At 35.7% G+C, this 19,339-nt stretch carries 17 protein-coding genes; 3 read left to right on the top strand and 14 right to left on the bottom strand.

Annotated features, from left to right (window positions below; all coding sequences use genetic code 11):
- Positions 1 to 196: 196 nt before the first annotated feature.
- Complete coding sequence (locus tag V7K76_RS18830; RefSeq protein ID WP_335029945.1) at positions 197 to 751, top strand: Uma2 family endonuclease; 555 nt, start codon at positions 197 to 199, stop codon at positions 749 to 751.
- A 343-nt stretch (positions 752 to 1,094) separates the two neighbouring features.
- On the top strand, positions 1,095 to 1,712 hold the full coding sequence (locus tag V7K76_RS18825) for a YdcF family protein (RefSeq protein WP_335029943.1): 618 nt from the start codon (positions 1,095 to 1,097) through the stop codon (positions 1,710 to 1,712).
- A gap of 77 nt (positions 1,713 to 1,789) precedes the next feature.
- Here the strand turns inward: V7K76_RS18825 and V7K76_RS18820 are convergent, their stop codons facing one another.
- The gene (locus tag V7K76_RS18820) at positions 1,790 to 2,539 is read right to left on the bottom strand and encodes a class I SAM-dependent methyltransferase (RefSeq protein ID WP_335029942.1); all 750 of its coding nucleotides are present in this window, start codon (positions 2,537 to 2,539) and stop codon (positions 1,790 to 1,792) included.
- 10 nt (positions 2,540 to 2,549) lie between these two features.
- Here V7K76_RS18820 and V7K76_RS18815 point away from each other — a divergent pair, with 10 nt between their 5' ends.
- Positions 2,550 to 2,744: a hypothetical protein gene (locus V7K76_RS18815; RefSeq protein ID WP_335029940.1), complete on the top strand. Its 195-nt coding sequence runs from the start codon at positions 2,550 to 2,552 to the stop codon at positions 2,742 to 2,744.
- On the opposite strand, the gene V7K76_RS18810 is transcribed toward V7K76_RS18815, so the two are convergent.
- The 13 genes from V7K76_RS18810 to V7K76_RS18745 all read right to left on the bottom strand — a co-directional run bounded on the left by V7K76_RS18810 (position 2,725) and on the right by V7K76_RS18745 (position 18,624).
- On the bottom strand, positions 2,725 to 3,951 hold the full coding sequence (locus V7K76_RS18810; protein ID WP_335029939.1) for a glycosyltransferase family 4 protein: 1,227 nt from the start codon (positions 3,949 to 3,951) through the stop codon (positions 2,725 to 2,727). The two genes, V7K76_RS18815 and V7K76_RS18810, sit on opposite strands and share 20 nt — an antisense overlap.
- A 103-nt stretch (positions 3,952 to 4,054) precedes the next feature.
- A complete protein-coding gene (locus V7K76_RS18805; protein ID WP_335029938.1) occupies positions 4,055 to 5,023 on the bottom strand; it encodes an NAD-dependent epimerase/dehydratase family protein in 969 nt (322 codons plus the stop codon).
- A gap of 347 nt (positions 5,024 to 5,370) precedes the next feature.
- Positions 5,371 to 6,213, bottom strand: coding sequence for a glycosyltransferase (locus tag V7K76_RS18800; RefSeq protein ID WP_335029937.1), 843 nt, complete (start codon positions 6,211 to 6,213; stop codon positions 5,371 to 5,373).
- Positions 6,214 to 6,220: 7 nt separating this feature from the next.
- Entirely contained in the window at positions 6,221 to 6,943 is a 723-nt protein-coding gene (locus V7K76_RS18795; RefSeq protein WP_335029936.1) for an FkbM family methyltransferase, read from the bottom strand.
- Complete coding sequence (locus V7K76_RS18790; RefSeq protein ID WP_335029935.1) at positions 6,940 to 8,112, bottom strand: hypothetical protein; 1,173 nt, start codon at positions 8,110 to 8,112, stop codon at positions 6,940 to 6,942. The genes V7K76_RS18795 and V7K76_RS18790 overlap by 4 nt, the downstream gene beginning before the upstream one ends.
- Entirely contained in the window at positions 8,097 to 9,347 is a 1,251-nt protein-coding gene (locus V7K76_RS18785; protein ID WP_335029933.1) for a glycosyltransferase family 4 protein, read from the bottom strand. Before V7K76_RS18785 ends, V7K76_RS18790 begins: the two co-directional genes overlap by 16 nt.
- Entirely contained in the window at positions 9,344 to 10,171 is an 828-nt protein-coding gene (locus V7K76_RS18780; protein WP_335029932.1) for a methyltransferase domain-containing protein, read from the bottom strand. Before V7K76_RS18780 ends, V7K76_RS18785 begins: the two co-directional genes overlap by 4 nt.
- Before the next feature lie 40 nt (positions 10,172 to 10,211).
- Positions 10,212 to 10,799, bottom strand: a complete 588-nt coding sequence (locus tag V7K76_RS18775) for an acyltransferase (RefSeq protein ID WP_335029931.1) — start codon at positions 10,797 to 10,799, stop codon at positions 10,212 to 10,214.
- Positions 10,796 to 11,743, bottom strand: coding sequence for a glycosyltransferase family 2 protein (locus V7K76_RS18770; RefSeq protein WP_335029946.1), 948 nt, complete (start codon positions 11,741 to 11,743; stop codon positions 10,796 to 10,798). Before V7K76_RS18770 ends, V7K76_RS18775 begins: the two co-directional genes overlap by 4 nt.
- A 51-nt stretch (positions 11,744 to 11,794) precedes the next feature.
- Complete coding sequence (locus tag V7K76_RS18765; protein WP_335029929.1) at positions 11,795 to 13,126, bottom strand: hypothetical protein; 1,332 nt, start codon at positions 13,124 to 13,126, stop codon at positions 11,795 to 11,797.
- Positions 13,127 to 13,349: 223 nt separating this feature from the next.
- Positions 13,350 to 14,048: a class I SAM-dependent methyltransferase gene (locus tag V7K76_RS18755; protein WP_335029928.1), complete on the bottom strand. Its 699-nt coding sequence runs from the start codon at positions 14,046 to 14,048 to the stop codon at positions 13,350 to 13,352.
- Between the two features lie 36 nt (positions 14,049 to 14,084).
- Complete coding sequence (locus V7K76_RS18750) at positions 14,085 to 15,410, bottom strand: flippase (RefSeq protein ID WP_335029927.1); 1,326 nt, start codon at positions 15,408 to 15,410, stop codon at positions 14,085 to 14,087.
- A gap of 1,018 nt (positions 15,411 to 16,428) precedes the next feature.
- A complete protein-coding gene (locus V7K76_RS18745) occupies positions 16,429 to 18,624 on the bottom strand; it encodes a GumC family protein (protein WP_335029926.1) in 2,196 nt (731 codons plus the stop codon).
- Positions 18,625 to 19,339 lie beyond the last annotated feature (715 nt).

Raw genomic sequence — 19,339 nt, 5'->3', positions numbered from 1 at the left:
CGCTTGAAGTAAGGCTTGAGCCGTGTAAGTGCGAAAGTCTTATGCACGGTTCTTAGGGGAGGGGAGAGCGGTGACGCTCAAACCTTACCCGACTATCCCCCATCGACTCAAACAAATAAATTATTTTTGGTGTTTCCTAAGTGCCTACAAAGGATAAAATATTAAAAGACTGGAGATTTTTCGTTTCATCAAAGCGATGACAACAGCAACCTCTTTGACTCTCGAAGAATTTCTCAAACTGCCGGAAACTAAGCCAGCCAGTGAATTTATAAATGGTTGTGTTTCCCAAAAACTTATGCCTCAAGGTAAACATTCGCGCTTGCAACTGAAGTTTTGTGATGTAGTTAATAATGTTGCAGAAACAGCGAAAATTGCCCTAGCTTTCCCAGAATTGCGTTGCACTTTTGCTGGACGCTCGATTGTTCCAGACGCTAGCGTGTTTCTTTGGCAGCGAATTCCTTTTGATGCAGATGGTGAAGTACCCAATGCCTTTAAAATTTATCCTGATTGGACAGTAGAAATTCTTTCACCCGACCAGAAAGCTACTAAAGTTATTAGTAATATTTTGCACTGTCTCAAACATGGTACTAAGTTGGGATGGTTAATTGACCCTGAAGACCGAATAATTTTAGTATTTATTCCTGGACGAGAACCTGTGGAGTTGACTGGTAACGATACTCTTCCGATTCCTGAATTTTTAACGCTTGATTTGACCGTCGAGCAGGTTTTTGGCTGGTTGAAAGTAGGCTGATTTTTATTTTCGCTTGGGTTTTTAAGATTATAGCAACAGCCAAGGTGATTAGGACATCAACAGATGATAAGAGAACTCCACAGAATGATTGATCCAAAAGCTGTCATTGCGTTCGCCCTTGGCGTTCCCGCAGGGTACGAAACGGAGTGTAGCAAAGCAATCCCAAGATTTTGCGGTTGCTTCATTTCGCTTCTCTACGAGACGCTACCGCGAACGCTCCATACCCTTCGGGAACGCCAGGGGCGAACGCAATGACAATTGGGCATTTCTTTTTGTGGAGGTCTCTAAAACTTAGACACAAAAAGACTTTTCACCCAGTCCCCAGTCCCTTGCTATATATGAAATGAAACGCAAGTTGAAATTGGTAAAGTGGGTTTTAGCGATCGCACTTCTGTTAACTAGCATTATACCTGTGAGGATTGCGATCGCTTTTCATCAAACCCCAGTACCACAGGCTATTTTTGTGTTGGGGGGTGCTTCTGAGCGGATGAGGTTTGCGGCGCAATTTTGGCAGTCTCACCAGAATTTAGATATTTGGGTTTCTGATTTTGGTTGGAATTTAGATGCTAATCGCCGGATGTTTTTACAGTATCGTGTTCCTGATGCAAAGTTGCATTTGGATGGTAGAGCAACGGATACTGTAACTAATTTCACGACTTTGGCGGGAGATTTTGCTCACCAGAGGTTACAGCATATTTATTTGATTACGTCAGATTATCACATGAGGCGGGCAAGTGCGATCGCAACTATTGTTTTGGGTAGCCAGGGGATTGTGGTTACACCTGTGGCTGTAGTTTCTCAAAATCAGCCATCAGAATCATTGGTACGAGTGTTGCGAGATTGTGGGCGATCGTTTTTGTGGATTTTTGTTGGAAGAACTGGAGCTAGTTTGAATCCACGTTTAAAATTATTTCCTTTTGAGCAATTTTATTCTAAAACTGAGACTCAACCATCCAAATAAAATTGAGGAAAAAATGTTAAAGCTTTCATAATTAAACAATCTGGCGATTAATTTGACTAGAGAAATTAAATCAGTTACTAGTTCTCTTTCTTGGTTAATAAAAAATGTCCATGACGAACTGGTCCAATATGTAGGAAAATCCTCCGCATAATATTGATATCTTTCCATTTTTCATAATCTGTATATTGGGAAACAATTAATCCAGCATTGGTTATTGTGTCTTCCCATTGTGCTTTTGATAAAAAACAAACCCCACAACCTGCTGTATTCGCACCCATTTTTTTCATAGTAGAAGCTAGAATTTTACTAGATGTTAAATAAAATATAAGGTAACTCGGTAATTTTGTAAAAACTATACCATCGTATATATTTTCAAAAATAGAAATATAACCATTTTCAGATAATAAATTACGAGCGTAAATTAGTGCTTCATATTGGATTCTTCGCGTTTCAGAATAAGAGCTTTTTACAAAATGGTGAAGTGACCAATTAAAAAATATCAAATCAAATTTTGTCTGTTCTTGAAAAATATTATTTAATTCTTCTACAGAAGCTAACAACAATGTTTTTCTTATGTGAGGTTTATTTAATTCTAAGAGAACATTAGCGTTGTCAATGATAGTACCAACTGATTCAGGATATTTTTGCAATATTCTATCGGTAAATATTCCATTGCCACCACCAATATCGAGGAAAGAAAATCGTTGCCCGTTAAAATTATGTTCTATTAAAGTTTGAATTGTTTTCCATTCTAAATCTCCAACATATTCCTGATCAAATTCTTGCAACTGTTGATTGTTTAATTGCCGAATTTCTTCATTATTCATATATTTTTTTGTGAGTAATTTACTTGGAATAGGGCTAGCAACTATTGTTTTGGGTAGCCAGGGGATTGTGGTTACACCTGTGGCTGTAGTTTCTCAAAATCAACCATCAGAATCATTGGTGCGGGTGTTGCGTGATTGTGGGCGATCGTTTTTGTGGGTTTTCGTTGGGCGAACAGAAGCAAATTTTAATCCACATTTGAAATAATCATTTTTTTGTCAATATCATCTTCAAATAAAATTTGTTGATATTCCTCCAAAGCACGCTGGAATGTATATCTATTTTTATAAAGTTGACATGCTTTTTCACCCATTATCTTAACTTTTACTTTGTCATTAGCTAATTCACTAATTAACTTAGCAAGGTTTTCTGGATTATTGGGAGGGGTGTTAATACCACAACCAGAAGTTGTTAAAAGTTTATCAATATATGAATTTGGTGTAGACACAGCAATAATTCCCCGTCCTGCTGCTAGCATTCCGTAAAGTTTAGAGGGCGCAATAATCGACTCTACACCACGAACAAGACTGACAAGGGAGAGATCACAGGCGGTCAGGGATAGGGGAAGTAATTCTCTAGATTGGTAGGGTAATAGGAGAATGTTTTTTAGCTGATAATTCTCAATTGCTTGTTTGACTATTTTAGTTTTTGCCCCGTCACCAATAAAGACAAATTTAATAGGCTCATCTTTCAGTATTTTAGCTGCTTCAGTAATTGTTTCAATATCATGAAGTCTCCCCAGATTACCTGAATATAAAACTGTGAATATTTCATCAAGTTTATGCTGTTTAGCAAAATCATTTTCTTGTTTGCTGACAACAGGAATATCTTCAATTGCCCAGTTTTCGATGATTTTAATTTTGGTTTTGATATCTGGATATTTTTGTTCTAGGTAAGCTTGCATGGAGCTACTGAGAACTATGGTGTTTTCTGAGTTTTTGCAGGTAAGATAAATTAGTTTGTTAAAGAGTTTAAATAAGATGCTGTTGGGTTGCATGATTCCTGACATGACGGCTGATTCGGGGAAGATGTCTTGGAGGAGGAAGTGATATTTGCCGCTTTTGAGGAGTTTGAAGTATATGCCTAGTATGCCTGCGTAGGGGGGGTTAGAGGCAATGAGGAGGGGGAGTTTTGCTGGTTGGTGGAGAGTGATGTAGGTGAAAGCACTGGTGAGGAAGAAGAAGGAACTGCTAATTTTGCTGAGGATGCTGGTGTTGGATTTGATGGGGGAGAAGGAACGTTGGACAATGATTTGGTTTAGTGTTTTTGAGGTGGTTTGTTGGGTTTGGGTTCCTGTGAAGATGTTGACGGTGTAGCCAAGATGGGAGAGTCCTTTGGCTAGGTCGGTGATTAGTTGGGAGGTGGCAGATTGACTAGGAAAGAAATATTCAGAGATAATGGTAACTTCTTTCATTTTAGTATTTAATCGATTCACTTGTATTAATGAGTAAACTTTATTTTCCACCTAATCAAACCTTTTGATTTAAACTTGCTCTGAAATATCTCACAAAAATAGATTACTTTGAAAGTAGCCATTTTACGGTCTCTTTAATACCTTGTTCAGTTGTATATGGAAGCTGTCCACAAACTTCTTTTGTCTTTGAAAGGTCGAAAACATACTCAGTCAAAATATTATTTTGGCGGAACGTATTAAAAGGAAAACTTTTAAATCCAAAGTTGTTAATTAAATTACCAATGTGAGCGAGAAAATTAACAATCCCTTCAGGATAACTTCGGATGGGATCGGCTCCAAATTCGATCTGAAAAGCATTTACCCATTCTCGAAGAGAAATTGGTTCATAATCAGCTAAATAGAAAGTTTGGCGATGAATTTGACTGGTAGTAGCTTCCATAAGCTTATGGTACTGATATACAATGTTGCCTACGTAGCTATAGGATTTATAAAGTGGTCTTTTACCGACATGGAAATATCGTCCTGTTTCAATCATTTTTAAAAAATTTTGATAATGAGGACTCATCCCCGGACCCCACACAGTAGTAGGACGTACAAGACTCCATTCAGCACCTCCTCCATCTTGTTCTCGAACAATCTTTTCTGTTAAAACCTTACTCTCTCCATAAAGTGTATGTGGAGCATAATCAAATTCGTCTTTAGGAATGTACCCTACTTTACATACAAGTTGAGAAGAGGTAAAAATACATCGCTTAACACTAGAGGTTCGACGAATAGTATTAATTAGATTCTCGACTCCTTGAATATTTGCTTCATAACCTTTAATGTCATATTTCTCATCTAAATCTATACGAGCTGCAAGATGCAGTATAACATTTGGTGAAAATTCTTGAATGACTTTTTCTAAATTTTCGGCATCTAAAATATCGCATCTCAAAAAATATGGTTCATGACTTTTATCCGTTGGTAATTGTTTATCAATTCCCAACACTTCATATTTATTATTAATAAGATATGAAGTCAAACTTGTACCAATAAAACCAGAGCTTCCAGTAATAAGTATTTTAGACATAATATTTTGTATAAACAATTGGTTACAGAACTAAAAAATTAGGGTGAGAGAATGCTGATGCTGGATCTGACGGGGAAAAGGATCGGTTAATGTTGATTTGGTTTAATGATTTTGGGGTGGTTTGTTGGGATTGGGTTTCGGTGAAGATGTTGACGGTGTAGCCAAGATGGAAGAGTCCTTTGGCTAGGTCGGTGATTAGTTGGGAGGTGGTTACTAAGTGGGGTTGGAAGTATTGGGTGAGGATGGTGATTGGTTGTATAGTTGACTTTAGTCAATTACAAGCTTACATTTAAGTTTTTAGTTGTTTTTCTTATCTCACTAAATTTATAGATGTGGAACTTGAGATGTTATATGGATGGAATCCTATATAAAGACAAAAAACTTGCTAAATTGCTAATCAAGTATATTACATAATTGATTTTTTTACTAATTGCATTAGGGAATAAACAAATAAAACTTACAATTGCTGCTATAAAGTTTAGATATAAATAGCGAAACCCGAAACCAAAAAAGTAACGATTAAATTCGGCTAGCTCTTTAATTCTCTCCGGCTTAACACCTACTGATAAATTACTACCATGTAATCTATAACCAGAAATTTTAATATTTTGGTCTAGAAGCATATTAAATCTTTGCCCTGCTCGAATTAAAAAGTGTGAATCAAATGAAAACCTGTATGTTGAATCTAATCCATTTAGCTCCTCAAAAACATGGCGTTTCCAAAATGTCGCAGGCTGAAGAAATGCACCTCTAAATGCAATATCAGTTTGGCGTTGTAATGGGTGGGTATTTAAAAGAACTGGTCTTAACCAGTAACCATTTTCATTTGTATAATAACCTCCTAAACTTACAACATCTAGATCAGAGAATTCTTGATATATTTCTACTACCTTTTCCAAAGCTTTGTTAGATAAGAAATAATCATCAGAGTTGAGCCAACACTGTATATCCCCTGTAGCGATGGATAAACCCTTGTTAATAGCATCGGCTTGACCCTTATCACTTAGGCTAAAAATTTTCCAGTCATAACGTCTAGAATAGTCTTCTAATATACCTAAACTACCATCCTCTGAACTACCATCTGCTAAAAGAACTTCTATATTTTGATAAGTCTGGCTAGCAATACTGTCAAGACAAACAGGCAAAAAATTTGCATAATTCCGATTTGGAACAATAATTGATACTTTCATAAGTTTATTATAATTGTTTTCTGAAAAGGACATCCATTTGAACTATTTTCTGAGTTTTTGGGCATTTGTATTGATCCATAACTCTGTCGTATAAGTAATTATGATTTTTAAAAAAAGACCATATTTCATCTAAATCTGGTCCATTCTTAAATATTGGCGCAAAAGATATTTCAACAAGAATGTAGCTAAAGTAATTAAGACAATAAATACCTCCTTTTAAAACCTGTAACTCATACCCTTGAACATCTATTTTCAAAAGAGAGTTGGATAAATCAGAATTAGAATATAGTTCATCCAGCGTTTTAAGGGGAATTTCTATTTGCCCTATAGATTCACATGTACTATCTGTTAAAATTGAGTTTTGAGCACTATCACTCCCAAGGTTAAGTGCCACATTCTTTGCCACCTCACCAAGCGCAAAATTATGACATACTATTTTAGTATCATGGTTGTGATTAACAGTTAAACGCTCATAAGCTCTAGCATCTGGTTCAAAGCAATAGATGTTTGCTAAAGACCAGCAGTATCTAGCCATAAAAGCGAACTGTCCCTCATTTGCTCCTACATCAAATATAGTGTCAATTTTTGATCCTTCTTCACTCTTTGCGAAGGCTCGCAGGTTTTTGCAAAGAGTGAATGAAACCATATTTGGATGAAGAATCTTTTCCCAAAAGGTAGGAACATCAGAGAAACCGTCAAGTAAATTCTTTACAGTTGAATAAATTTTCATATTTTGTCCCAACCTAGTTTATTTAGAAAGATATGAACTATTTCTGCTGACGACCAAATATTGTGACTTCTATTTAAATTATCAAGAATAGCTTGGTACTCATCTGTAGCGGGATGAGGTAGATTCGCTAGTATATTTGATAACTCACCAATTTGCTCTCGCCTAATAGTCCATCCAATTTTTTCCTTTTGAACTGTATTCCCTAGCCATCCTCTTTCAAAAGCTATAATTGGACATCCATATTTCATTGATTCAAATAACATTGAAGACTCCATTCGATTATCCCAGTCATCAGTATACAAAATTAAGTTGTAATGACAATCGCTTAAAATATCTTTCATCTGATCTTCAGATAAAAACTGATCGATAATAGTAACATTATGTGATTTTTTTTGAGATAATTTATGAGATAAATCCGAGCCAACTATTTTTCCTGCAATCTTCAAATACCCTATATTTAGTTGACAATTATCAAACAATGTAAAAAGAATATCTACCGATTTTTGAGGTCTTATTTGACCTGCCACCACAAACTTTTTAATCTGGCAAGCATTTGAAATTTTGGATGTATGATGAAATTTGCTGCCATACAACTCAAGTGATGGCAAGTATTGAATTTTATCAGCATATTCTGGCAATTCTTCCTGCCACGCTTTGGCAAGTTCTGGAGTACGTAAATATAAGTAAAAAAAAGGAAGTGAAAACAACTTCTTGACGAGAAACCACTTGGTTAGTGATGAAAACTTATTTCTTTGATAGAAATCTGGTGCAACCATGCATAGAACATTAAGCCTTTGGGGTTTGATTGGATATAAACGAAGAATAAAAGAAAGAATATATAAGTTAGAATCAAGAAAGAAAATAGATAAATTTTGGGGGTTATTGTAATGTTTCGATATATATATAACGAGTGCAACTGTACCCGCAGCTAATAGATCTTTAAATACTTTTTGCAATCTCCAATCAGTAATAGTAGAAGCATTAGATTCATAAATATATTCCTCAAGTATCTGTGTGTGATGGTCTGTATGTGATTTATAAACAATAACTTCAGGCTGAATATAATCATAAATAGCACGATAAGTCCTAATCAAGCTTTGAGCTGGGTGTCCAGGTGCGGAAAACCAAGGTTGTAACAGTAAATACTTTATTGTTAACTTCTCTGACATATATTTTTATATAAAGATAGATAGTTCATAGCTTGTATTTGCAGAGTAAATTGTTGCTCAACTTTTTGTCTTGACCGATCGCATAATTTCTGCCATCTCTCCACATCCTCTAATACCCAAGTAATTCCTCTAGCTAAATCTTCTACATCAAACGGTTGAGCTAAGTAGCCATTTTGCTGATGCTCAATCATATCAGGCATTCCCCCAATATTAAAAGCGACACAAGGAGTAGCACAAGCTAAGGATTCAATAATGGTATTAGGTAAGTTATCCTCTAGTGAAGGAGCTACAAATAAGTCTACTGCTGCATAAACTAATGCTAAAGAGATATCGTCATTTAATTTACCTAAATAGTTTGATTTAAACCCAAAATCCGGCACATTCTTGGGTTTAGATGCTCCAAACACAACTAATTCGACTTGATCTACCCAATCACTCTGACTAAGCTTCTTTAGGGCTGGCTGTAGTAAATGAAAGCCTTTTCTGATATTGCTGGTCGGCTCAATCGCACCAAATAAAATCAGTCGCTTATTTTGAGGTAACCCAAGGATAGTGCGTGCGATGAAACGCTGCACTGGTTTGAAAATCTCAGTATCAATTCCATTAGGAATAACTTCTATTCTCGCGTTTTGAAGTAAAGAGCTAGCACCAGAACACTTTGCTAGCCAATAACTAGGCGTTACGATAGTAAGATCTAAGTTTTTCCATGCTTTAAGCTTGCGTTGCCACACCCAACGTGACAAGTCTTTTTCTAGATTACTATTAAGCTGAGGGCATTTACCACAGGATTCTGTATATTTATTGCAATCTCCGCTGTAGTGGCATCCACCAGTAAATGCCCACATATCGTGAAGTGTCCAAACTATAGGCTTTGCAAATCTAGCAAAACTTTCTATTTGTAAATAACCAAAGCCAACCCAATGAAGATTAATAATATCTGGTTGTAGTTGCCTTACTCTGGTAGCAAGAGTATCTGGAAGCCACTGAATAGAGTAAAAAGAGCGCTGACGATGGGGATAATATTGTAATGGCAGTGTATCCAAAGTCGGTCTTAATTTGCCAATGCCTTGACTTAGTTTTGTTGTCGGAGAAATAACCGTTTCATCATCACCATGCTTAGTTTGTACCAGCATTTGTGAGGATACACCGATATTTTGTAAGCCTTTGTGTAAGCGGTAAGTTGCACGAGCGGCACCTCCAAAAATATCATAAGTACTGAGGAGTAAGGGCTTCATTTTATTCTCTTCCTCAAACCTCTAGAACTAACAGCAGCAATCCAAAAAAATGGGAACAAAGCTTTTGAAAATTTTTCAAATGCGCGGATTTTATTCCATTCAATTGACTGTTCTTTAGACTTTTTGTATACAGTTGCAAAACTACCTGTACAAGGTCCAATAACATCTAGTCCCATAACTTTTGCGAATTGAGTAAACGTATAGCGTAGATGAAAAGTTGCAGGTAAATGACATTTTATTACTGGGTAAAAACAGTGAGAAATTATTAAATACCCACCTAATTCAACACTTTTAATCATTTCTGCTAATAAACTTAAAGGGTCAACGACATGCTCTAGCACATCGGTGCTAACTAAGCAATTATACTGCCGATTTAATGAATTAATAAAGTTGACGTTAGTATATGTGTTGGTTTCATTAATAGCAATTTGACTGGGATGCGGTTCATAAATATCAATAACTAAATCTGTGTGTTTCTCTGCGATTAAACGCGCAAGTGTACCAAAACCACCCCCGTAATCAACAATCGAAATAATTTCATTATTTCTTGCATAAATCCAATTAGCAATTGCACTTTTTTGTTGTATGGAAATCTCATCTTTTTCAATGAATAAACCATTCAATAACCAAATTGGGTGACTATAAAATAAGTTTATTTTTTCTATATTAATATTAATAGCATCGCATTCTAAATAATCCCAAACTTCATCCATCAGTTGCCAAAGTTCTTCAAGTGATATTGATGATTGTGGATAATTTGAAATAATTTCTTCAATTTTATGTGAAGGATTATATATAAGTCCATTACTGCTCAATCTCATCATCGTAATTCCTCTAATTGTTTAAAAGGTTTTCTTCGTAAGGTTATTGAATATCAAGACTTCTGAGCTTTTTCCCTGGAATACCAGCCCATACTTCATTTGCGGGAACATTTTTTGTAATTACGCTTCCTGCTCCAATAATTGAATTTTTACCAATTTTACATCCAGGAAGAATTGTGACACCGGAACCAATCCATACATTCTCATCTATGTAAATACCTGTTTTAGATTCATCCCAAGATAAATCTCGATACGGCTTTTGATTTGAAATAATATGATTAGCTGCAATCAGTGATACATGCTGGGCAAGCATAGAATTACGTCCAATAAATATTTCACCACCACCAGCACGGATATTAGCCCATGCACCAATTATTGAATGTTCTTCAATAGTCAAGCTTCCTGAAACTTTACTGTAAGGTGTTTTCTCTAATACAATAATTTGTGAAAACGCTCCTATATAAACTCCTGAAGCAATTTTGATTACATTGTAATTATCATAGCGCCATATTACTGGAAAATCTATTACAACATTTGGGTTTCTGCACTGGATATATAGATTTTTGAGTGTCCGACTTATATAACTTTTAGGTAATTGAATTAAATATTTTAATAATTGGAGTATTATCATAATCCTCTATTTTGAAAATCAATTAGTAATTTTTTGAATACTTGTAAGGAATACTTTATTTTTTTGAAGATTTTAACCAAAATCCTATTGTCATAGAAATTATTAGTTTGAGTATATACATCTGCTATCTCATTGCGAATCAGAAAAGTAGGATGTTGAAGAGGAAAATCTATACGTGTTATTGGCATATTATCAAATCTACTATTTTTGTTAATAGTATGAGTAGCTGCTGGAGAAAATCCAATGTTAGACACTAAATTTACGTTAGGAATAATCGTTAAGCCATTTTGAATCCAACAGCTAAAAGTCCAAGCATAAGCCCAGCTATTTATTTTCTCTTCATAGGTCGATTGGAAAATATTTGTCCAATATTTTACTGTAGAATCGTCTGATAGTAAGTCTTTTAACCAGCCCTCGTTATTAACTTTTGACCAAAGCTTCATTTCGATATCGGAGTATTGCCATGCTCGTCGCCAAGATGCCCAACCCCAGCAATGGTTATAGCGTGAAAAATAGTAACTATCTTGATTGCGAACCCTACCAAACTGAAAATTACAACCTGTTATAGCCATAATTCGCCGATCATCTCGATATTTATCTAGTAATTCTTCACAAAATTGAAAGAAAGTGGGATGTGGCAAACAATCATCTTCGAGGATTATTGCTTCTTCAACCTGATCAAATACCCAATCTAATCCACTGGAAACGCGCTGCTTACAACCTAAATTAACATCAGAGTAATTGGTTAATACCTCACAATCCCAATCAACTCGCTTGATAATCTCACGGGTAGCTTGACACTTTTCAGATTCACCAGAACGTTCAGCACGATGACCATCAGCAATTACGAATAATTTGGGTGGTTTAGCATTACGAATTGCTTCAAATACTTTAGTTGTTGGATCAGGACGATTAAAAATTATAAATACAATAGGTGTCTTCATCATAAAATTCTTCCACAATTCTAACTATATAAAAAGGTTAAAGATATCCTATCAAAATATTTTTAAAAAAGTACTTCGCTTGATCATGAGACTAATAACTAATGTCGAACTCAAAAAACCATAGCTTACTATAGCTGGAAGTAATGGTACATTAGCTAAAGCTGATACTCCATAAATATTGACTGCTAGAACAATCATGCCGAGTAATTTGTCTACACGATTTAACCACCAATCATGAAATGTAACAAGAACAGAATATATAATAGAAATAGCAGCAATTCCAAAAAAACCCGCACCTGAGTATGCAATAGCTAAAAAGCAGGCGTTTGCTGTAAAAGAGTCCCCTGTACTAAGTTTTGCAATATCAGAATATGAAATATCAGATGGTAAATCTAATATATTTTGAATACCTTGAAATGGTATGCGAGCAGGAAAAATTTCGTAGTAATAATTGCTCGTTCCACAAGGAATAATAAATATCCTGTCAAGTAAAGATAAGAAAGATAGTGCAAAGCTATCTCCACTAGTTATCGAGAATATTCCAATCGCTAATCCAAGTAATAAAACCACAAAAAATAGCGTAGAAAAATTCTTGTTGAATGATTTAAATAAACTCATTTTGCTATTTTTATTAGTAATATTTTCATAATTCTTTTTGTTCTTGTTAATGTAAAGTATTGCTAATGGAAGAAAAAAAGATATTAACAATGTCAGCCTTTTAGCAAAAATAGCAGATAAAACAATATTTAACGTCATTAAAACAATTATGAAACCCCAGTCAGCCAAACTTTCTTTTAAAGATGTAGTCTTTTTTAGATAAACGATAGCAGCTAGTAGAGAAGGAATCAAAAAAGAATTTGCCATAAAGGCTAAACCCATCCCTGTAGTAGAGCCAATTAAGGAGCCAGTTTCCAGACGACTAGAATAGTAGGCTGAAGACGAATTCAAATTTGCTAAAATCACTCCCAAAAATGAAATTCCACCTGACAGAAATACAAATCTGAAAAAACCAAAAATAACTAATATAAAGACAAAATAAAAATAAAAGATGGATTTTCGTTTTTCATATTTCTGAAATTGATTATTTTTTTTAGTTTTATTGAATTTGTCACTTATGATTTGAAAACCAAAAGATATGATTATAAAAATCATCATAGAAATAAATGATGTAATGGTGAGATCATCTCCATACGGTAATTTATATTCTGGGTTTGCATATTGTATAAATGGTATTGCCAATCCGTTACTAATAACTATAAAAATACTTGAAACAGGAGATAATTGAATTTTTTTACTTTTTCTAATTCTCAATAAGCAATAGTAACAATATAACAAAGAAACTACAGTATTGATACAGCCAATTATTTCTACTGTTGAAAACATTTTTTAAGATCACTTATTTTTTATTTTTTAAGTTGAGTTTTTTGAAGTTTTGAATTATTGTCAAATAATATTAACATCAAATAAGATATAGCTTAGGAGGTTTAGCCTGACGGATAGCTGCAAATACTTTTGCTGTTGTATCAGGGCGATTAAATATTAAAAATGCTACTGGAGTTTTCATGCTGCTTAATTATATTTTTCTTGATAGATAACGCGACTTAAATTAAATACGCTTTTGAGCTTCCATATACAAAGTTTCCCAACTTCTTTCTTCTTTATCTTTGAGAAGTGAAATATCATTTCCTTTCATAAAAGAAACTTCTTGAATATTGATGAAACCCGATTTATTCAAGCATTTACTTAGTAATCCACTATCCCATAAAGACACATGAAAATAATCTTGTGCCAAAGTTCTAATTGCCTCACATCCTGTTCCCCAGCGTTTAAATTCCTCGTGTAATTCTTGGCCACAATAGTAGCTGATATATTTTTTCAAATCAGGAACAGTCACTCTAAGCCAAGCACCTGGCTTCATTGTTCTATTCAACTCTTCGAGTAATTTAATGCTTTGATATGGGTACAAGTGTTCAAGAGTATGTTCTGTGAAAACACCATCCCATACATTAGCATCACAGTTCAAAGGAAACCTTAAATCAAGCATCCAATCTGGAATTTTATTTTTTATATTTTTTATAACTGGTATAGATAAACTAAAAAAATCCGCATTTACCCAATTATCAAATTTATTTTTACCACAGCCTAAATGTAATAAATTTTTATCATCCTGTTTTAGTTTGGGCTTGTAATTAAGAAATTTTCTTCCATATAAGCTTTTAATTTCAAACAGTAAAAGACCTTTTAAGGTTACTTGATATTTATCATTAAAAATACTATACGCTTCAGATGTCGAGGTTATATACATAGATTTTTTCCTTAATAACTCCGTAACTCAGGTAATTTATGAATGAAAGCTTATAAGCGATGTTATCTGTAAAATGAATATTTTTCTTGTTCTTTGATCGAACCCATTAGCTAAAAATGAGCCAAATGCATAAGAAATTACAGTAGCGATCGCAGCACCGACTCCAGCATAGTGAGGAATCAACAATAGGTTTAGCAAAACATTGGTAATTGCACCGATTAGAGTTCTGCGTAAAGAAAGATGAGCTAACCCTTCAGCAACAAACCAAGAGGATGTAGCAACCCCCATAAATACAAATAAAGAAGCCCAGATATGAATTGCTAATATTGATCCTGCTGCGGTATAGCCATTACCAAATAACAAAGTAATTATTCTTTCAGACATAAATGACATTGGTAAAGCAATTACAATTGCAATCAATACCAACCCTCGAAGTAGTTTTTCTATTCGTTGATAATAGAGTTCTTCACTTACTTCTTTGGCAGCAAAAATGGATGGAGTAACCGAAGAAGCGATCGCCATTGGTATAAAATACCAAACTTCAGAAATACGGCTTGCTGCTGAATAAAGACCTACAGCGCTAGCACCAACCATTTCCCCCAACATAATCTGGTCGATTCTCATATAAATCATGATACTCAAACCAGAAAACATTAAAGGCCAGCTTTCCTTAAGAAGTGTCTTAGCAAGTGGAAAATTCCAACGCCATAACCATAGTGAATAACCTTTAATCTTGTAAACCAGTATCAAACCTGCTGCACCCAATCCAACTTCTACTAAAGCTACCCAGGCAAAAGCCAGTAATGGTGCGTGCATTTTAATCAAAGCAATTTTCATAAATGCGATGATAATAAATGCGGTATTTTTAGCAACCACAGTATATTTAGACTGCACTTGAGACTGAAACCAAATATCAATTGTGTCAAAAGCAGAAAAAATCCCTGCTGTTGCCAAAATTGCTACTAGCCCAACTGTCAACTGGTCATTTTGACGGAATACAAAAATAGAGCTAACTGTTAACAATACGCATCCTATCCCACCACCTAACTTGAGCCAAAAAGCCGTCCCCAAAATTTGGTCTTTAGCTTCAGGGTTACGCATGATAGAGCGAATAACCAAGCTATCTAATCCTAGATTTGTCAAGGGATTAAATAGCGCTACAAAGGCAGTGGCATAGTTGAAAATACCAAATTGCTGCACTCCTAAATAACGAGCAATCCAAACACCCACAACTAACCCAAAACCCATGCGAAGAATGCGATCAATAAATAGCCAAGTTATATTGTGAATAACCGCTAACTTTTCAGAGCCAAATTTGTGACTAAATGATGATAAAATGTGGGTTTTATATTTGTCTAACATTTGGCTCAACTATCCAAATAGGACTAAATTTAGCTCACTATGCCTTAGAGGATGTCTGAGAAGTATCAAATATTTCTTGATCCCCCCTAACCCCCCCTTAAAAAAGCTACCGTGTATACACAAGTCTTAAAATTCCCCCTAGTACTTGGTTTCGTCATCTAGCAATAGGATTGTGCGATCGCTCTGGAAGCCTGTCATTGCGTTCGCGTAGCGTCTCGTAGAGAGGAGGAACGACGTTCGCGCAGCGTGTCGTAGACAAGCAATCGCTTTAACCACGGGATTATGTGATTACTTCGCTCCGTTACCACTGCGCTCGTAATGACAATTTAAGGGGTCTATAACGCCTGAAACCCTTTCAGATACCACTTGTGTGTACACCGTAGCCTTAAAAAAGGGGGAACAAGAGTCTTAAAGTCCCCCTTTTTAAGGGGGATTTAGGAGGATCTCCAAGGGTTAGATGTATACAAAAAAACTTTTCAGACATCCTCTTAGTGATGTATCAAAGACTTTTATATCCTTGGTGATAGATAAAACGAGTCAATGTAAAAATGTAGCTATTGTTTACAGTAGTGCCATAAGGCAGATATCAAAAACCATAAACTATAGACTTTTGCAAAAATTGACTTATCCCAATCTAATTTTGTAAACTTAGAACTTTCGGATAAAGCAGAATTTCATGAAGTTAATAAACTTGTGATATCTTTTACTGGTGTCCAGATCCCCGACTTCTTTGAGAAGTCGGGGATCTCATTTTTCACGAATGATTTAGGATTGCTATATCTAGATCAACTTTATTAACTTCACCTTTTAATAGAGTTCAGGATTTGATTTTTGAAATACACCTTAGATATACTTAGATTTTTTCAAAAATAAAATCAGATTGCTATATTCTCTTAGCTGAACCGTATTGCTTCATCTCTCGCTTATAACTTTACACAACCTAAATCTTGAATACCTCAGAAATAACACTTATCTTACTAAAATAATAACCAGTTACAGCAATCTTAACCCAGTGATTCTACTTAAGGTTAGACTTAATCTTATTATTCCTACCAGAATTATTCTCTCCAGGATCTCTATGGTAGTAATGATAACTGTAGTAATTATCGCCAGTAGTTAAACCATTCACTACCATTCCCAACACAGGCACACGCGAATGCTGAATAAGTGCCTTTGTAGTCTTAGCCGCAGCGGAATTAACTATACCAGGACGTGCAACTAACAACATTCCATCTGCCATTTTGCCTATTATCGACGCATCAGCTAAAATACTTAAAGGTGGAGTGTCAATAATTACGCAGTCATAATCTTGGGCAGCTTGTTGCAATAACCCATTCATCCGTTGTGAGTCTAATAGTGCAGCTGGGTTAGGCGGTATCATGCCAGAACTAAGCAATTCTACATTGATCATCACTTCCTTGGCAGCTTCTGCTAAGGTAGCTTGCCCCACTAAAACATTACTTAATCCCATCAAATTAGGTTGTTGCCACATTTCGTGTTGATGGGGGCGACGCATATCTGCATCAATCAATAGCACTCGTTTTCCCATTTGGGCAGTTGCGATCGCCAAGTTAGCTGCTACAAAAGATTTACCCTCATTCATCACAGAACTGCTAACCACAATTACCTTCAGTTGCTTATCAGAAAAAGTGAAACCCAAGTTAATCTGGAGCATTTCAAAGGCAGCATTGACTGATGAATAAGGGTTATTCAGTACCGGCAACTCCGTTAAACTCTCACCACGAGCCAACTTAGCTTTTTGATCAAAAACCGGAATTGTACCCAATAAAGGATAGTCTAACAACTGTTGAGCTTCTTCTGTTGTCTTCACAGACTTGTCTCCAGCTTCTAGCAATAAAGCTGCTGCGATCGCTAAGAAAAATCCTAAAAATCCCCCTAGTGCTAAATTTAAGGCTATGCGAGGAGAAACTGGTTTTTTCGGAAGTAAAGCTTCAGAAATAACCCTGGCATTACCTACATTCTGATTTTCCAGCACTTGAACTTCTTGCAATCGTTTGAGCATTTGTTCGTAGGTTATTTGAGCAACCTCTAGCTGTCGTTGCCGTTGTCGTTGCAGTTGTTCTAGTTTGGGTAAGGTTCTCAGACGTGCTTGATAAAATGCAAATGCCTTCATTAACACACCAAGTTGCTTCTCCAATCCCAACCGTTGTACTTCCACTTGCACCAAATTAGCGGTTAGGGTCTGCTTGAGTTCTCCTATTTGTAAATCTTGGTCTGGGATAGGCTGCTTACTACCCAGAGTTTGGGTTACTCTTCCTTCTAGCTGCTTTTTAAGAGCTTGTTCTTTACTTAATAAACTAGTAATAACTGGGTGTACATCGGTAAATCGTGACCTCTCCACAGCTAACTGGTCTTGAACCTTTTGATATTCTGATAGCACTTCTTGTACTGCTCTCGATTGACTTAAGCTGCTAAGTGCCATAGCTTGCTTTGTGTTCAATGCCAATTTATTTTGCAAAGCACCAGAACTACTCCTAGCATCTACCAACTGCGCCTGAAGTTGGGTTATTTGACCGGATAATTCATTGAGACTTCTAATGCCTTCTTCAGCTTCTACTTGTAAAGCAACAACCTTGTATTTTTCTTTAAACTGACGCAGTGCTGCTTCCCCTTCTTTAACCTTTGCCTCAACTACGGGTAATTGTTTGTTTAAAAATTCCCGTGCTGCTCTAGCTTCAGAACGGTTAACCTGAACATTGTTTGCTATATAAGCACTCATCAATGTATTGATGATAGCTGTGGCTTCTTGAGGATTAGTACTACGGTAAGAAAGTTGTAAAATATCCGTCCCTCGGATAGCTTTGACTTTCAATTTACGCAGAAAATCCTCTATTTCTAAAGGTTGTCCCAGTTTATCCTTCAGTTGCAACCCAGTAATAGTTTTTTGAATCAGGGGGTTGGAGCGAATGATTTCTGCTTCAGTTTCCAAAGGGTTAGAGAGATTTGTCAGCCCAGTGAGTTGTCCCAGTTGTCCTAGTTGTTCACTTGCACCTGTAAGGGAAGAAAGGCCACTTTCCTTATTAAAAAGGAGTTCAGCCTCGGCTTCATAAATTGGTTTTTGAAGAAAAGTAAGCAACACTGTGGCTCCAAAGACAGACCCCACAATGATTGCTATCAGGAACCAATGTTTTTTTACAGTCAGCCAATACTGTTGAAAATTAATCTGGTCTTGATCGTCTTGATTGGAAGGCATAGTTTAGTTAATACTCCAGATGTTTAGACACTCCTAAGGATTTAGTTGACGTACCTATTTTAGATTTTAGATTTTAGATTTTGGATTTTTTGGGGTACAAGCCCCACCCCTAGTGGGTGGAAAAATCTAAAATCTTCAAGCCCCGCACCCGTACTTCGTCCCGCTACGCTAACGTGGTCGGGGTCAATCCAAAAGACGCTCTCTACGAGACGCTGCGCGTAGCTTGCTTCTCTGTAAGAGTACGCGGACTCGCTCTAAGCGAAGCCATGCCGAAGGCTTTACGCTACGCTATCGCAAATCTAAAATCCAAAATTGATTGACTCATTATTTACTGATATTACAGTGAGGAAGTAGAAGAAAACTAAGGATCAATTTGTCCAAATATTCTCTGAAATTGTTTCTCGTTGATTGCAACTGGGTCTGGATAATTCATAACGCTTTGGTTAAACACTATCAAGCTTTCTTGATAAATACCTACGTATTTTTACTTGATTTATGTAATTAGTTATGTTTGACGGATTACTTGCCATAAACATTACTAAATTTTGGACTTAATTAAAAAATATCTTAGGGTAGGCATAGCCCAAGCCAGGCATCGTTTGACTACAGCAAAAGTGAGTCAATAAACTATACAAAATATACAAAATATACAAAATATACATTTATGAATGAAAAAATTATTTAGGGACTGACAAATAAAAAAATATTCAATTAA

It is taken from the genome of Nostoc sp., assembly GCF_036917975.1.
Classification (GTDB): Bacteria; Cyanobacteriota; Cyanobacteriia; order Cyanobacteriales; family Nostocaceae; genus Nostoc.
This window is presented reverse-complemented; position numbering and strand designations above follow the sequence as displayed.

Bases quoted from the DNA above. Each gene is read 5' to 3' on its own strand.
- V7K76_RS18745 (WP_335029926.1), bottom strand. From the start codon at position 18,624: ATGCCTTCCAATCAAGACGATCAAGACCAGATTAATTTTCAACAGTAT.
- V7K76_RS18785 (WP_335029933.1), bottom strand. From the start codon at position 9,347: ATGAAGCCCTTACTCCTCAGTACTTATGATATTTTTGGAGGTGCCGCT.
- V7K76_RS18755 (WP_335029928.1), bottom strand. From the start codon at position 14,048: ATGTATATAACCTCGACATCTGAAGCGTATAGTATTTTTAATGATAAA.
- V7K76_RS18820 (WP_335029942.1), bottom strand. From the start codon at position 2,539: ATGAATAATGAAGAAATTCGGCAATTAAACAATCAACAGTTGCAAGAA.
- V7K76_RS18825 (WP_335029943.1), top strand. From the start codon at position 1,095: ATGAAACGCAAGTTGAAATTGGTAAAGTGGGTTTTAGCGATCGCACTT.
- V7K76_RS18805 (WP_335029938.1), bottom strand. From the start codon at position 5,023: ATGTCTAAAATACTTATTACTGGAAGCTCTGGTTTTATTGGTACAAGT.
- V7K76_RS18790 (WP_335029935.1), bottom strand. From the start codon at position 8,112: ATGTCAGAGAAGTTAACAATAAAGTATTTACTGTTACAACCTTGGTTT.
- V7K76_RS18780 (WP_335029932.1), bottom strand. From the start codon at position 10,171: ATGATGAGATTGAGCAGTAATGGACTTATATATAATCCTTCACATAAA.
- V7K76_RS18800 (WP_335029937.1), bottom strand. From the start codon at position 6,213: ATGAAAGTATCAATTATTGTTCCAAATCGGAATTATGCAAATTTTTTG.
- V7K76_RS18770 (WP_335029946.1), bottom strand. From the start codon at position 11,743: ATGAAGACACCTATTGTATTTATAATTTTTAATCGTCCTGATCCAACA.
- V7K76_RS18830 (WP_335029945.1), top strand. From the start codon at position 197: ATGACAACAGCAACCTCTTTGACTCTCGAAGAATTTCTCAAACTGCCG.
- V7K76_RS18765 (WP_335029929.1), bottom strand. From the start codon at position 13,126: ATGTTTTCAACAGTAGAAATAATTGGCTGTATCAATACTGTAGTTTCT.
- V7K76_RS18775 (WP_335029931.1), bottom strand. From the start codon at position 10,799: ATGATAATACTCCAATTATTAAAATATTTAATTCAATTACCTAAAAGT.
- V7K76_RS18795 (WP_335029936.1), bottom strand. From the start codon at position 6,943: ATGAAAATTTATTCAACTGTAAAGAATTTACTTGACGGTTTCTCTGAT.
- V7K76_RS18810 (WP_335029939.1), bottom strand. From the start codon at position 3,951: ATGAAAGAAGTTACCATTATCTCTGAATATTTCTTTCCTAGTCAATCT.
- V7K76_RS18750 (WP_335029927.1), bottom strand. From the start codon at position 15,410: ATGTTAGACAAATATAAAACCCACATTTTATCATCATTTAGTCACAAA.